At 41.3% G+C, this 13,844-nt stretch carries 13 protein-coding genes; 7 read left to right on the top strand and 6 right to left on the bottom strand.

Going from position 1 to position 13,844, the window contains the following annotated elements:
- Nucleotide 1: 1 nt before the first annotated feature.
- Both CRO21_RS01190 and asd read right to left on the bottom strand, forming a co-directional pair.
- On the bottom strand, nt 2-1,630 hold the full coding sequence (locus CRO21_RS01190; protein WP_097077526.1) for a type IV pilus assembly protein FimV: 1,629 nt from the start codon (nt 1,628-1,630) through the stop codon (nt 2-4).
- A gap of 85 nt (nt 1,631-1,715) precedes the next feature.
- Complete coding sequence (asd, locus tag CRO21_RS01195; RefSeq protein ID WP_097077527.1) at nt 1,716-2,834, bottom strand: aspartate-semialdehyde dehydrogenase; 1,119 nt, start codon at nt 2,832-2,834, stop codon at nt 1,716-1,718.
- 221 nt (nt 2,835-3,055) lie between these two features.
- Here asd and CRO21_RS01200 point away from each other — a divergent pair, with 221 nt between their 5' ends.
- Both CRO21_RS01200 and CRO21_RS01205 read left to right on the top strand, forming a co-directional pair.
- Nucleotides 3,056-4,159: an endonuclease/exonuclease/phosphatase family protein gene (locus CRO21_RS01200; RefSeq protein ID WP_097077528.1), complete on the top strand. Its 1,104-nt coding sequence runs from the start codon at nt 3,056-3,058 to the stop codon at nt 4,157-4,159.
- A gap of 582 nt (nt 4,160-4,741) precedes the next feature.
- Nucleotides 4,742-5,932: an acetamidase/formamidase family protein gene (locus CRO21_RS01205; RefSeq protein ID WP_378234921.1), complete on the top strand. Its 1,191-nt coding sequence runs from the start codon at nt 4,742-4,744 to the stop codon at nt 5,930-5,932.
- Between the two features lie 173 nt (nt 5,933-6,105).
- Here CRO21_RS01205 and CRO21_RS01210 read toward each other — a convergent pair whose 3' ends face one another.
- Genes CRO21_RS01210 through CRO21_RS01220 form a run of 3 tightly spaced genes read right to left on the bottom strand, consistent with a single transcriptional unit; the run spans nt 6,106 to nt 9,628 of the window.
- Nucleotides 6,106-7,044: an LpxL/LpxP family acyltransferase gene (locus CRO21_RS01210; protein WP_097077530.1), complete on the bottom strand. Its 939-nt coding sequence runs from the start codon at nt 7,042-7,044 to the stop codon at nt 6,106-6,108.
- Nucleotides 7,041-7,718, bottom strand: coding sequence for a hypothetical protein (locus CRO21_RS01215; RefSeq protein ID WP_097077531.1), 678 nt, complete (start codon nt 7,716-7,718; stop codon nt 7,041-7,043). The genes CRO21_RS01210 and CRO21_RS01215 overlap by 4 nt, the downstream gene beginning before the upstream one ends.
- Before the next feature lie 2 nt (nt 7,719-7,720).
- The gene (locus CRO21_RS01220) at nt 7,721-9,628 is read right to left on the bottom strand and encodes an ATP-binding cassette domain-containing protein (protein ID WP_097077532.1); all 1,908 of its coding nucleotides are present in this window, start codon (nt 9,626-9,628) and stop codon (nt 7,721-7,723) included.
- A 46-nt stretch (nt 9,629-9,674) separates the two neighbouring features.
- Here CRO21_RS01220 and CRO21_RS01225 point away from each other — a divergent pair, with 46 nt between their 5' ends.
- The 4 genes from CRO21_RS01225 to CRO21_RS01240 all read left to right on the top strand — a co-directional run bounded on the left by CRO21_RS01225 (nt 9,675) and on the right by CRO21_RS01240 (nt 12,547).
- Nucleotides 9,675-9,920 carry a SlyX family protein gene (locus CRO21_RS01225; RefSeq protein ID WP_097077533.1) on the top strand — a complete coding sequence of 82 codons (246 nt, stop codon included), beginning with the start codon at nt 9,675-9,677 and terminating at the stop codon, nt 9,918-9,920.
- A 457-nt stretch (nt 9,921-10,377) separates the two neighbouring features.
- Nucleotides 10,378-10,959 carry a hypothetical protein gene (locus CRO21_RS01230; RefSeq protein WP_097077534.1) on the top strand — a complete coding sequence of 194 codons (582 nt, stop codon included), beginning with the start codon at nt 10,378-10,380 and terminating at the stop codon, nt 10,957-10,959.
- A gap of 15 nt (nt 10,960-10,974) precedes the next feature.
- Entirely contained in the window at nt 10,975-11,622 is a 648-nt protein-coding gene (locus CRO21_RS01235) for a hypothetical protein (protein WP_097077535.1), read from the top strand.
- Nucleotides 11,623-11,632: 10 nt separating this feature from the next.
- On the top strand, nt 11,633-12,547 hold the full coding sequence (locus CRO21_RS01240; protein ID WP_097077536.1) for a hypothetical protein: 915 nt from the start codon (nt 11,633-11,635) through the stop codon (nt 12,545-12,547).
- A 39-nt stretch (nt 12,548-12,586) separates the two neighbouring features.
- Here the strand turns inward: CRO21_RS01240 and CRO21_RS01245 are convergent, their stop codons facing one another.
- Nucleotides 12,587-13,333, bottom strand: a complete 747-nt coding sequence (locus tag CRO21_RS01245) for an SDR family oxidoreductase (RefSeq protein WP_097077537.1) — start codon at nt 13,331-13,333, stop codon at nt 12,587-12,589.
- Nucleotides 13,334-13,475: 142 nt separating this feature from the next.
- Here CRO21_RS01245 and CRO21_RS01250 point away from each other — a divergent pair, with 142 nt between their 5' ends.
- The gene (locus CRO21_RS01250; protein WP_097077538.1) at nt 13,476-13,829 is read left to right on the top strand and encodes a winged helix-turn-helix transcriptional regulator; all 354 of its coding nucleotides are present in this window, start codon (nt 13,476-13,478) and stop codon (nt 13,827-13,829) included.
- Nucleotides 13,830-13,844 lie beyond the last annotated feature (15 nt).

Genomic DNA, 13,844 nt, shown 5'->3' on the forward strand with positions numbered 1-13,844 from the left:
GCTAGACAAGCTCCTGAAGCAATGTGGTGATTGCAAAGTCCGAATTTAATCCTACAAAAGCAATAAGTGTTCCGTTAATGAAGGCAGGTATCATACTTTGTGAGTTTGAGGTGGTATTGGGTGTGGGTTGCGCTTTTTTCTGCCCAGCCTCTCGTGATTTTAACTGTTGTTGCAATTCGGCAAGTCTGGCATTGAGTAAAGCGATCCGACGTTCTTTGCTTTTAAGCTGTTGATCAATCTGATGTACACTATTTTGTAAGCCAAGAGCAGCCTTGCGTTGTTGTTGAACCTGTACAGTGAGTTCATGACGGTGTTTATTTGCCGTATTATTTTTTTCACTGCCCTGTATTTTACCTTTGTCATTGGCAACGATACTCATATGGGCATCGGTTTGTTTCTGGGCAATCGATGCTTGCGATTGGTTATTTGCCATGCTTGCCACTTGTTTAGATTTTTCAGGGTGTTTCTTGGTTTGTACTGTCGTGACCGGATAATTCCCTGGAAGATTGAGTACCACGCCTTGTCTTAAGCGATTGGCATTACCATTAATAAAAGCATGCTGATTTTGTGCCTGAATTTGTTGCATCACCTGTTGTACAGGTACATTTTGTTGTTGTGCAATATTGATTGCAATACCCCACAAGGATTCATTGGCTTTGACCAAATGACCGGATTGATCACGATGTTTTGATGTGGTGTGATTGGGATTTGAACGTGCCTGATTGTTTTTAACAGGCGTAGCTGTGTTTTTCTGTTTTGCCAGCATCGTTTTAGAAGACGGTGTTGCTGTGCTTTGGGCCGTTTTATTTTTGTCATGAGCAGCATGACCTGTCACATCAATGCTCAAGTTTGATGAATTTGATAGATCGGTTCGCGTTTTTTGCGGTGTCATCTTCTGAGTTGCCGTTGGGGAAGACGCAGTTTGAACATCTCTATCGCTTACAGGTTGTTGTACAGCCTGTGATGTCGCCGAAATTTCTTTTTTATTGGTAGGTACAGCGTATGTTGAGGGTGCAGTGATAACCATCGCTGAAGTAGGTGCAGTATTGCTGCCACTATTATTTTTTAATGGGGGTGGTGCTGCACGCTGGACCACTAATGCCTGATCTGTATTATGTTGACTGGCAGGAATACTTGATACTGTACCTGCCGTTGGTAGATTTAACGCAATGGCCTTTTCATCGTGAATGATTTGAGGCTGAAGTGACGTTGCATTTAATGTGGTCTGTAGTCGGTCAATGCGGCTGGGTAACTTTGCACGAATTTGTTGAAATCGAGTTTGACCACCATCAGTAATTTTGAGCGCAAAATCAATATTATTTTCTTTTATCGGGCGGGAGGAGGTAATGACAATCACGCCATCGCCTTTTGAGTTTTGGCGGATATAAAAATTTAGATGAGAGAATTGATTCTGGTCCATCACTTCGGGATGACCCAATTCAAAAGGTTGTGCAATAGCAACTTTTATAGGTGTATTACTTTCAGCATTATAAAATGGTATCTCGGCGTACAGTGGTTCGCCTCGTGATGAATCAATCGTAACTGGTTTGATGGTCAATGCGTGGGCAAAAAATGGGATGAGCAGATTTACACCAATCAAAAATACCCCGAATTTAAAATGTGATCCCATAATACATCCGTTTATAAATTTTATATTGTTGCAATGGATAAGTTATAGAGGGTTACTCGCCCGAGGGCAAGTAACCCGAATAAAATTAATTTTGTTTGTATTCGATCAGGATACGTAACATACGGCGTAATGGTTCGGCAGCACCCCAGAGCAATTGGTCACCAACGGTAAATGCACCAAGATATTCTTTACCCATATTCAACTTACGCAAACGACCAACTGGCACAGATAAAGTTCCTGTCACGGCAACAGGAGTTAAATCGGTCATTGATGCTTCACGTGTATTTGGAATCACTTTGGCCCATGGGTTGGACTGTGCGATCATATCTTCGATTTCATCAAGTGGCACATCATGGCGTAGTTTGATGGTTAATGCCTGAGAGTGGCAACGCATAGCACCAATACGGACACAATGACCATCAATCGGTACAATTTGTGTATTACCCAGAATTTTGTTGGTTTCTGCCTGTGCTTTCCACTCTTCTTTAGACTGACCGCTTTCCAGCTGTTTATCAATATAAGGAATTAATGAGCCTGCCAGAGGCACACCAAAGTTTGCTTTTGGGAAACCTTCGCCACGTTGTAAGTCTGCAATTTGGCGGTCAATGTCCAGAATTGCAGATTTTGGATCATCCAGTAAAGTTTTGCTATTGTTATATAAATAGCCCATACCAGTAATCAATTCACGCATATTCTGTGCGCCTGCACCCGATGCCGCCTGATAAGTCATTGCGGTCATCCATTCCACCAGATTTTGCTGGAATAGTGAACCTAGGCCCATCAACATCAGCGATACAGTGCAGTTACCACCAATAAAGTTTTTAACGCCATTGCTTAAGCCATCTTTAATGACATGTTGGTTCACAGGATCAAGTACGATAATGGCATCGTCTGTCATACGCAGGGTACTTGCTGCATCAATCCAGTAACCATTCCAGCCCTCATTACGCAATTTTGGAAAAATATCGGAAGTATAATCCCCACCTTGGCAGGTGATAATTACATCCATATTTTTCAGGCTGTTAATATCTGTAGCATCCATCAAAGCAGGCGCTGTCTTGCCACCGAATGTAGGTGCATCACCACCTGCATTACTGGTCGAAAAATAAAATGGTTCGAAATGTTCGAAATCATTTTCTTCAACCATACGTTGCATCAGGACAGAGCCTACCATCCCACGCCAGCCAACCAGACCTACTTTCATGTCATCTTGCCTCAGGTTATAAAATACTTTTTTAAAAGGGCTTTAAGTGTAGCAAAAGCAACAGCATCTGCACAGCATATACAGAATCAAAACAGCAATATTGTTGCGATACAATACGGCTTTGTGCTATTCGATAATAAGGGTTGGCTGCTATTCATCAATGAACGATCAACACGCCCTAAATGCTTTGATAAAAATAATATATTCCTGCTGGGGGACGAATGCTGATTTTTGAAATTCTGGCCATATTATCCATTTGGCTGACGTTTTGGTCATTGATTCCACGAGATGAATGGTGGTTTAGAGGTGCAGATTTTCCACGCTTACAAATTTTGGCAGTAGGTGCAATTGCATGTTCGGGTTTACTATTTTTGCCAAGTGAATGGAACATATGGCGTTATGTGATTTTAATCCTATTGATGGCAGCCATGGCCTATCAACTTAAAATGGTCTTGCCCTATACCTTCATCTGGAAAAAACAGGTGCAATCGGTCAAACAAAGGGAATCAAATCCAGATCAGCAAATCTCACTTTTAGTATCCAATGTTTTAACCCCCAATACCCAATATCATTTATTGATTGCGCAAATACAGGCTTTGCAACCAGATTTGGTGTTAACGCTAGAAACCGATAGAGCATGGGAAAAAGCATTGTCTGTATTGGAACAGGATTATCCTTATCGTGTTCCAGTTCCCTTGGATAATTTATATGGCATGCATTTATATAGTAGACTTAAACTCAAAAATGTTGAAGTGAAATTCCTCCTCAGTAACGAAATTCCTTCTATTCATGCCACGGTGTTTTTGCGCTCAGGTCAGCCTGTCGATTTATATTGCCTGCATCCGCAACCACCAAGTCCGACAGAAGCGCAAGAATCGACACTTCGTGATGCAGAATTATTGATTGTTGGTGATGCCATTAAAGATATTGATCAAAGCTGTATTGTGATGGGTGATTTAAATGATGTGGCTTGGTCACGCACAACACGACTGTTTCAGCGTATTAGTGGATTGCTTGATCCACGGGTCGGACGAAAATTTATCAACACCTTTCATGCGAATTATCCATTTTTACGCTGGTCATTGGACCATGTATTTCATAGCACGGATTTTGCGTTGGTGACCATGCAACGCTTACCTCATATGGGATCTGACCATTTTCCTGTGTATACGGTTTTGCAAACAGGGCGAAAATTTGAAGCTTTACAGCAGGAACTGGAACAAACTGAATCTGATGAACAGGAAGCACAGGATAAAATTAAACAGGGGATTGAAAAATCAGAGAAAAATATATCAGATAAAATAATTGTCGGACAAGATTCATGAATAAAACGCTAAATTTGTACGTTTTGGCTTACAGGATCTGCTGTAATTTGCGACTTCTTTTAGACCAGATTTTTTCTTATTCTATGTTTATCAGCACAGGAGACGAGAAACGGAAATTTCTCAACAAGGATCGATAGGAGCTGAATGGAAGATCATCATGGATTTGATGAGGAACGGAAACCAGAGAAAACAAAAAACGCCAAGCACAACCGCATATTACCCGAGTTTGAACAGGATGTTCAACTCGGGTTATGTGTTTTTATATCCTGTAAAATATACAATCCACAAAATACCGGACATTAAACAACATAGGCTTAAACCAAGGATGTAAGTATATCTGCAAGGGTGATTAAAGTTTGCATGATGCATTAAAGTGGTTCTTATTAAAGTCATTAAATTCCTTTAAAATAAAATGAATATTTAAAATGCACAATTGTAGTGCAATTCATCTGATGAGTCTTTAGGAAAATAGAAAATAATCTGGCATGACTATTGCTAAAGCATAGGGCTTTGTTTTATTTACTATATTAAGAGGTCTATATGTTAAAAAAATCTTTATTGGCAATTGCAGTATGCGGTTCTATGTTTTTCAACATATCTGTCTATGCCGAAGATTTTAAGGTTTTAAAACAGATTTCGGATAAACCGACTTTATTAAAAACCGGGGACTACAAAGGCAACTATTATGTACCTTCAACACTTTCTACAATTACCTGGGGTTATTTGCCAAATAAAGTATCAAAATCAGTTTTAAGTGTACCTTCGGGTAGCACAATTACCTTTGATACTGTTTCGCATGAAGGTTTGTTGGAAGATCAGGGACGTGATGCAGAAAAATATTTTACTTCCAAAGGCGTGAAACCCGAATATATTTTAGATGAAGCAAAAATAATTACAAAATCAAATATTAAACGTGATTTTTTTAAGGATGGCCCACATGTTGTTACCGGTCCGGTAGAGATTCAGGGGGCAATGCCGGGTGATGTGCTCAAAGTCGAAGTGATTAAGGTTGAACCTCGCGTGCCTTATGGCGTGATTTCAAACCGTCATGGTAAAGGGGCTTTGCCAGGCGAATACCCAAAAACACCAGCCAGTGCCAATCCTGATGTCAATCATCCGGAAAGTTTTGGCAATGTATCTGTATTCACTCCGATTGAGAAAAATGACAAAGGCGAATATGAAGGTGTCATTAAAACTGAAAATGGCAAATCGATTCGCTTTCCATTATTTCCATTTATGGGGATTATGGGTGTAGCTGCCAACACTGCTGAACCCGTGAATTCAATCCCGCCATCATTTTTTGGAGGAAATATTGATATTAATGAGTTAGGTGCTGGTGCAACAGCATATTATCCGGTTCAGGTACCAGGTGCTTTATTTTATACAGGGGATAGTCATTTTGTGCAGGGCGATGGTGAGGTATCACTGACAGCATTAGAAGGCTCTGCTCGTGCGACTTTAAAAATTACAGTGCTTAAAGCGGGTAAGGATAAAATTCCTGGTAAGGAAATTAAACAACCGTTAGCTGAAAATGCTGAATTTTGGATTACGCCTGGACTGGATACCGATCTAGATGAAGCGATGAAAAAATCGACCCGAGAAGCAATTGCATTTTTGAAAAATGAATTTGGTATTGATGAAGCGACAGCTTACGCTTATTTAAGTGCAGCGACAGATTTTCAGGTGTCTCAAGTGGTTGATCGTACCAAAGGAATTCATGCCATGATTCGTAAAGCAGACTTTAAAGAGTTTGTAGAGGATCAAAAAGATTAATTGATAATATAAATAAACCCTCGATATTGAGGGTTTATTTTTTCTTATAAACGATGAAAATAAAATTTTTGGGTATTGAATGTGCTTCATCATCAGCGGCAAAGTCTGATATAGAGTGCTATAACCTGTAGTTGTAGCAAAGTTTAGTTTATTTCCTAAGCCATGACAAAATCTTAATAAATCTTCTCATAACCTTCAGGTCGTGTTTTAAAGCGACGATGAAACCACATCCATTGCGTTGGTGCCCGAAGCAGTTGTTTTTCTAATAACTGATTGACCCGGGTTGCATCAGCCACTTCATCCGCAGTGGGATAATTCTCCAGTTCAGGTTCAATGATGATTTGATATTTCGGGTCTTTTTCGCCAATACGATAAAAATGTACGGATAATACTTTGGCTTTACTGACTTTCACCAGACGCCGCTGGGCGGTGACTGAGGCGGCAGGTACACCAAAAAAAGGTGCCATCACACCTTGTTTTAAACCAAAATCCTGATCGGGAGAGTACCAGATGATATGGCCTTGTCTCAAACGCTTAACCAGAAAACGCAGGTCATCATGGTCAATTTGTTCACCATAGACTGGTTCTCTGGCGGTATAGATTAGCCAGTCAAGTAGGGGATTGTTTTGTGGACGATACACCACATCGGGGTTGAAATATAAACTACAGATATAACCACCAGCATCTAGCAAAGTGCTGTGCGAACCCAGAAGAATAATGCCATGCCCATCTTTTTGCGCAGCATGTAATGCGTCAAGTCCTTCAATGGAGACACGATTTTTGTACCAAGATGGTTGATACCAGGCATTGAGTGTTTCAAATACACCCAGCATCATATCAACAAAAACCTGACAGGCTTGTTGTTGGACTTGTTCGGGGGACCACTCCGGAAAGCAGACTTCCAGATTGCGAAGGGTAGTTTCTCGACGTGATTTTAGGGTTTTCCATGCAATCGTAGCCAGTGCATGAGCAATTTTCCGCTGTACAAACCATGGCAAAATGGTCAGTAACATTAAAAAGGTCAGGCTGATCCAGATGCCCCAATATTGTGGCAAAAGAAATGACCATCGAAAATATGGACGTGCAGAGGTGTGTTGTGTGGAATCACTCATAAACAATACGTTTTTTGCCAGTTACGGCGAGCATTTGCATCATGATTGCTTAAATCAAAGGCAATCGGTAAGTCACTCGTGCTGCCTGTTGTTTTGCTGCTGGTGATCTTGCTGCCAGGAATATGAAGTGATTTTAACAAAATTTGTAGCTGTTGTTGTGTATTTTGCCGATCATGTTGTGATAAGGGGCTATTTAGCATGATGACGTAAGCATAATCATAAGCCGTCTGTATGGCGATGTCGATGGGTTGTTGTCCGGCTTGCAAGCGTCTTATTACCACTTCATTGTGCGTAGTTTTATAATATTGCGGTGTGCCAAGCAGATTGGCCTTGTATTTTTGTTGATAGAGCGGAAGCAATTGTTCGGCAATCTGTTTGAGGCTGCTTGGTGCCGTGAGATTGAATTGGGGATTGTTGCGTAGATTAAAGGTATCAATCCGAACTTGCTGACTTAACTGATCCCGAATATCCAGACTGGTTCCGATCACATCACAGGATTGCTTTAATTGCAATTTGCCACGTAAGGCGCTGTTACCGAGGTCAAAATCAAAAATCTGTGCAGGTGCATGATAGATTTTTTGGGTTTGCAACTGCGGTTGATTGGGATTGGGAGTAGACTGGCATGCAGCCAGCCCCACCATGCTGATTAAGATTGCCGCATAGACAATTTTCACGATTACTCTCCTTGTTGCTTACTCTCCAATACAGTCCAGCGTTCTAGTTTTTCCAATAACTGTTCTTCTATTTCCGCCAAGCGAGTGGCAGCTTGTGTTGCCTGTTCCGGATCATTGATAAACCATGAACCATCTGCAAGTTGTTTTTCCAGTCGTTGCTGTTCATTTTCTAATGCAGCAATTAATTCCGGAAGTTGTTCTAGCTCTCGTTGATCTTTATAACTTAATTTTACTTTTTTCGGTAGTTTATTGTTGGTATTTTCTTTGCCCGATTCGTTAGTACTGGTTTTACTGACTTTGCTTGCAGCTTGTTCAAGCATACGTTGACGTTGCTGTAAATAATCCTGATAACCGCCAATATATTCCTGAATATGGCCTTTGCCATCAAATACCCAAGTTGATGAAACCACATTGTCCATAAATGCACGGTCATGGCTGATCAGTAATAATGTGCCTTTATATTCGGCCAGCATTTCTTCCAGCAATTCCAGTGTCACCATATCCAGATCATTGGTCGGTTCATCCATGACAATCAGGTTGGACGGTTTAAGTAATAATTTGGCCAACAAGACCCGATTACGTTCACCACCGGACAATGCCTTGACTGGTGTACGGGCACGTTCCGGCGCAAACAGGAAATCCTGTAAATAGCTATAAATATGGCGACGCTGACCGTTTACATCAACAAAATCAGAACCTTCACTGACATTATTGGCAACGGTATTTTCCAGATCGAGTTGATTGCGTAATTGGTCAAAATAAGCAATTTCCAGTTGTGTGCCGGTTTTGACTGTGCCTTGATGCGGTATTTCCCCCAGAATCGCTTTGACCAGTGTGGTTTTGCCGACACCGTTGTCGCCAACCAGACCAATACGATCGCCCCGCATGACAATCGCCGAGAAATCTTTAATCAGGACTTGCTCATTATAACTGACGCTTAAATGCTCGATATCAAACACCAGTTTGCCGGAACGACTGGCTTCCTGTGCGCCCATATTGACTTTGCCTTGTTGTGAGCGACGGGCTTTGGATTCATCACGCAGTGCTTTTAACGCACGTACACGTCCTTCGTTACGGGTACGACGTGCCTTGATGCCTTGACGAATCCAGGTTTCTTCTTCAGCCAGTTTTTTATCGAACAGGGCATTTTGTTTTTCTTCGGCTTCGAGTTGCTGTGCTTTAAGATCAAGATAACGGGAATAATTACCTTCAAAGCTACGTAACATACCACGATCCAGTTCGACGATACGTGTTGATAAACGATCAACAAAAGAACGGTCATGGGAAATAAACAACAGTGTGACATTGTGCTGTTCGAGTAAAAAGTTTTCCAGCCATTCGATGCTCTCTACATCCAGATGGTTGGTTGGCTCATCCAGTAGCAATACATCAGGCTTGGTCAGCAGGGCACGTGCCAAAAGGACACGACGTTTACGTCCACCGGATAAATCGGCAAGATCGGCATTGGGATCAAGGCCCATTTTCGCCAAAATGGTATTGACCTGATTTTCCAGTGACCAGCCATCAAGTTGATCGAGTTGGTGCTGAAGTTCACCCATGCGATCACATGCATCCAGATCACCCAATACACAGGCATTATTGGCTTCATGATATTGTTTCAGTACTTTGGCAGCTTCTCCGGCACCATCGGCGACAATATCGGCGACCAGACCAGAGGACATAGGCACGTCCTGTGCCAGCATGGCAATACGTACACCATTTTGAATAGATACTTCACCGGTATCGGGTTGTAAACTGCCATCAATGAGTTTCAGTAAAGTGGATTTTCCTTCACCATTGCGTCCGATTAAACACACACGTTCGCCGCGTTCTAAGGTAAAATTTGCTCCATTAAGCAAGGCGGGTCCACCGAATGCCAAGTGAACATCTCGTAAAGTAATGTAAGCCATAATTTTAAACCCAACTATTTAGAACTCGTTTTTCAGGAGCGACAGAATGTCAAAATCGCCATCGCATGATGACCATGCGCCATTGTCCCAACTCATAGAAGATTTGCAAGTAAGAATTGCATTTTTAGATGATTTAGTTGAGCAACTTAACGATCAAGTGGCGCAGCAGAATACCGAAATTGCCGATTTAAACAAGAAAATGCAATTATTGTATCAACGTGTTGAGTCTTCGGATCTCTCAGAAGGCATTGCGCCCTTTGATCCGCTGAGCAATAAACCACCGCATTATTAGATCCTACTCGATTAATTTTTCGGTTATGGATTACGGTATTTTCATCATGGTTTTTTCACAGAAGATGATTGAAATTCAGTTGATCTACGTATATAGCAAAATTCGGTTTATAGGCTACATATCATCTCGTCATACTTGCGAAAGCAAGTATCCAGAGCAAAGTTCAAAAGTTGTTAAGGCCTAGGCTTTAGCTTTCTAGAGTTTAATTTAGGATACGTTAACTCTGGATGCCGGATCAAGTCCGGCATGACACAAATGTAACTTACATTTTGAATTTTGCTATAGTGGATTGGGTACTGATAATTAGTATCAATTTGAAACATTTTTAAGTGATTTCTATCTAAATTTGTATTTATTTGTAAAAAGATTTTTGCTAAAAAAGAATCATTCTATCTGCTTATTTTTTGCTGTATTCAAATGCTATTCCAATAATTACACAATATTTATGGAGACTGTGATGGCGTCAAATAACGTGATACAGGTTCGGGGCAAGAATTACAATATATATGAATTTACAGGTAAGGTTGCGCATAGTAATAAACAACTGGAAACCGTTGTATCTGGAGGAGGTGGTGGCGGAGCAACATATCAAGGGACAGGCGGTGCTGCACCTGTAAGAATTAGCTCAACAACATATACGCATGATGATATTTTTCTGGTTAATGATCAAGGACAGGAACATGTATTGCGTTTGGTAGACTGGGATATTGCGACCCGTGAGGGTCATATTATTCAAGCGATCTGGTTGATTAAAGAAGGCAAGGATGAAGGTTCGTATGTTGCGATCAATAACCTGAGTACCAATACTTTGTTATGGGGTGATCGTGGTCGGCATGGTTCGATTGGCAAACTGGTACGCCCTGAGTGGTGGAAGGTATTTATTCTGCCGATTGTGATTCTGGTTGCAAGTGCCATGATTATTAGTTGGTTGTCGATTGTGCTGGTGATCGTTTATTTTTATTTTGTTGTACATAAGCCTTGGAAAGACGACATCCAATCGGTGAAAAACCAATTAAAACCGTTTATTCAATCCGCATAATAATGGAGTAGTGAGATGAGTGAGAGCATTACGGTGCGGAATAAACACTACGACATTAGCCATTTCATCGGCACAGTGACGCAGCGTGAAAAACAACGGGAAACCAGAATATCAAGTAGTGGGGGTGGTGATACCCCTATATATACCAGTTCTGATACCTATATTCATGATGAGGTGTTTCTGGAAAATGAGGCTGGTGATGAAAAAGTACTGAAACTGGTGGATTGGGATATTTCGGTGAAGGACGGGAATACGGTACAGACCCTCGCCGCAAAAAAATCAGGCAAAAAACAACAGTATTATGTTGCAGTACAGAATATCAGCACGGGTTCTGTATATTGGGGAAGGAAAGAAACACTGCGCCGTGTATTTGGTTATCCTGCGCTGAGTCGTGCAGCATTGTTTTGGTTGTTTATTGTCTGTGCTGGGATAGGCTATTGGTTGGGTGCTGATGCACAGACTGTGTATTCGTATAATAAATGGGGTGCCGTCACGGGTAAACAAGGTGCAATGAGTTGGACCTATTTTGCTGTGCCATTTCTCGTGGTATTTGCTTATATTGCTTATTTTCAAATTTATCTGACCAATCGTGCAATTGGAGAAGCAAAAGCAAAGTTAAAATCGTTGTTGAAAGAAAAAGCCACCATTAACAAGTCAGCGTAAGAGGTGTGAGATGAGAAAAATCATTTGTGCGTGTGTATTGGTGGTATTTGCTGCATCAGTGCATGCTGCCAATTTAACCCCTGCACAGGATAAAGCTGTAAAAGCCTACGTTGCCAAAGAGAAAAAAGAACGGGCTGCAAACCGGGAAGAGGTTGAGGTAAATCAAAGTATTGTGACTGATTTAGATGACGATGGGAAAGCCGAAGTAGTGTTAGAGGTGTCTTTTCTAGGAGGGACATGGTGGAGCAATGGTCTTGTGATTCTGAGTGATAAGGGCAAAGGTTATCAAGTTGTGGCTGATGAGGGTTTACTCGGTTCAGTACAATCCATTGACGTGAAAAATGGTTTAATACATGTTCATTCATTGCAAGCAGGCCCTAATGATCCGCGCTGTTGTCCAACCATCAAGCAAACGACAGTGTATCAATGGAATGGCACAAAATTATTGCCAGTAAAAGAAAATGCGCCAGCTGCAAAAACCAATGCAAATCATGCTGTATCCGTGCCTAATTCAAGCACAACAGCTGTTAATAATGTCAGTAACAATGCCGAATGGAAATTTGCCAGCGTCAAAGGCTTGAAAATAGCAGGAATTACCAAGAGCGTGGCAGGATTAAAATCCTTGAATGTGTATTGTGAGGGCAACATTCCGACAGTGGCAGCAGCATTTACTGCCAGCCAGCCTAATCCGGTACGGGTGGAAATCCAGATCGGCAATATGATTTACCCGTTTGTGTTTGCTGAACAACGCAATAACGCTGGTTATCGGTTGCTAAATATGAGTAAATCTTCCTTTCCCAAAGGTTTGATTTCCGGACAGCAACAGGCACACGTCAAAATTAATGGCGTGAATCATGGTGTGTTGTCTTTGCGTAATGCAGGTACAACAAGTAGAACAGCATTATCGGCATGTTATCGCTACTAAAAATTGCAGTTACAGGTTGGCAAATCAAAAAACATCCTATTAAAGATTTGCCACGCCACCATCCATCAGGATTTCTGTACCGAGCATAAATCTTGATTCGTCAGATGCTAAAAACACCACAGCCTGTGCCAGTTCCTCGGGCTTTGCCAAGCGGCCTAGAGGCACCAGATTTTTAATCTCATCAATCATCAGTTGTTTTTGTTCATCGTGCAAACCGAGTTTATCAAAAGCATCGGTATACGTCGGGCCGGGCGATAATAAATTAAAGCGAATGTTTCGTTGCAATAGTTCGCCGGACAATGTTTTCACCAATGAGCGCAGGGCTGCTTTACTGGCAGCATAGACACTACTTTGTGCCAATCCAATATGAATAGAGGTTGAGCCACACAGGATTACTGTGCTGTTCTTGGATAATAAGGACAGAGCAGACTGAATTAAAAAGAAAGGCGCCTTAACATTAGTATTAAAAACCCGATCAAAAGAGATGCTATCCCATTCTGTTAAAGGCGCATGCGTTACATCACCTGCATTGAGATAAATCGCATCCAGTGCGGTAGTATGTTGCGCTATAGACTGAATCAATGAGGATTGTGCCTGCCAGTCACTGGCATCACTGACCAAACCAATCGTTTGTTTGCCCCAATACTTTTGTAAATCATGCACTTTTTTTGCATCACGTCCGGTAAAAAAGACAAAAGCCCCTTCATTTAGACAAGCTTCAACGCTGGCTTTGCCTATACCACTGGTTGCACCAGTGATCAGGATTTTTTTATGACTTAAACGCATTAGATATTCCTTAAAGTTTGATCTTTAGCTTATTGTTATTTTAAAAAGTATGAAAAAAATAGTAATATCCAATAGGATACTGAGTATCTATGAGGTTTGCGTTTTGTGCCGTATTGAGCAAAAGAAATGTAGGAAAATGTAAATGAAAAATGTTGCACAGGATGCGAATTGTCCAATGATGAAGTTTGTTGGTATTCTATCCGGGAAATGGACTATTCCGATTTTATATCGCCTGATTCAACAACAGGAACCCTTGCGTTTTGGCGAGTTATTGCAGATTCTGCAACCTATTACACAAAAAGAATTGTCCAAGCATCTTAAACATTTTGTGCTTTTGGGGTTGGTACAACGGCAGCATTACCCCGAAATACCGCCAAGGGTGGAATATCAAATTACGGCTTTGGGTTTAACCATGCAACAACCCTTAAATGCATTAAGCGACTGGATGCAGCAAAATGCCAATCAGTTAATGGAAAATAAAAAAATACATCTATAGGGTCAGTTGAGAGTG

It is taken from the genome of Acinetobacter puyangensis, from assembly GCF_900096995.1.
GTDB classification, from domain to species: domain Bacteria; phylum Pseudomonadota; class Gammaproteobacteria; order Pseudomonadales; family Moraxellaceae; genus Acinetobacter; species Acinetobacter puyangensis.

Excerpts from the sequence above, each read along its gene's own strand:
- CRO21_RS01190 (WP_097077526.1), bottom strand. The coding sequence starts at position 1,630 with ATGGGATCACATTTTAAATTCGGGGTATTTTTGATTGGTGTAAATCTG.
- asd (WP_097077527.1), bottom strand. The coding sequence starts at position 2,834 with ATGAAAGTAGGTCTGGTTGGCTGGCGTGGGATGGTAGGCTCTGTCCTG.
- CRO21_RS01200 (WP_097077528.1), top strand. The coding sequence starts at position 3,056 with ATGCTGATTTTTGAAATTCTGGCCATATTATCCATTTGGCTGACGTTT.
- CRO21_RS01205 (WP_378234921.1), top strand. The coding sequence starts at position 4,742 with ATGTTTTTCAACATATCTGTCTATGCCGAAGATTTTAAGGTTTTAAAA.
- CRO21_RS01210 (WP_097077530.1), bottom strand. The coding sequence starts at position 7,044 with ATGAGTGATTCCACACAACACACCTCTGCACGTCCATATTTTCGATGG.
- CRO21_RS01220 (WP_097077532.1), bottom strand. The coding sequence starts at position 9,628 with ATGGCTTACATTACTTTACGAGATGTTCACTTGGCATTCGGTGGACCC.
- CRO21_RS01225 (WP_097077533.1), top strand. The coding sequence starts at position 9,675 with ATGTCAAAATCGCCATCGCATGATGACCATGCGCCATTGTCCCAACTC.
- CRO21_RS01230 (WP_097077534.1), top strand. The coding sequence starts at position 10,378 with ATGGCGTCAAATAACGTGATACAGGTTCGGGGCAAGAATTACAATATA.
- CRO21_RS01235 (WP_097077535.1), top strand. The coding sequence starts at position 10,975 with ATGAGTGAGAGCATTACGGTGCGGAATAAACACTACGACATTAGCCAT.
- CRO21_RS01240 (WP_097077536.1), top strand. The coding sequence starts at position 11,633 with ATGAGAAAAATCATTTGTGCGTGTGTATTGGTGGTATTTGCTGCATCA.
- CRO21_RS01245 (WP_097077537.1), bottom strand. The coding sequence starts at position 13,333 with ATGCGTTTAAGTCATAAAAAAATCCTGATCACTGGTGCAACCAGTGGT.
- CRO21_RS01250 (WP_097077538.1), top strand. The coding sequence starts at position 13,476 with ATGAAAAATGTTGCACAGGATGCGAATTGTCCAATGATGAAGTTTGTT.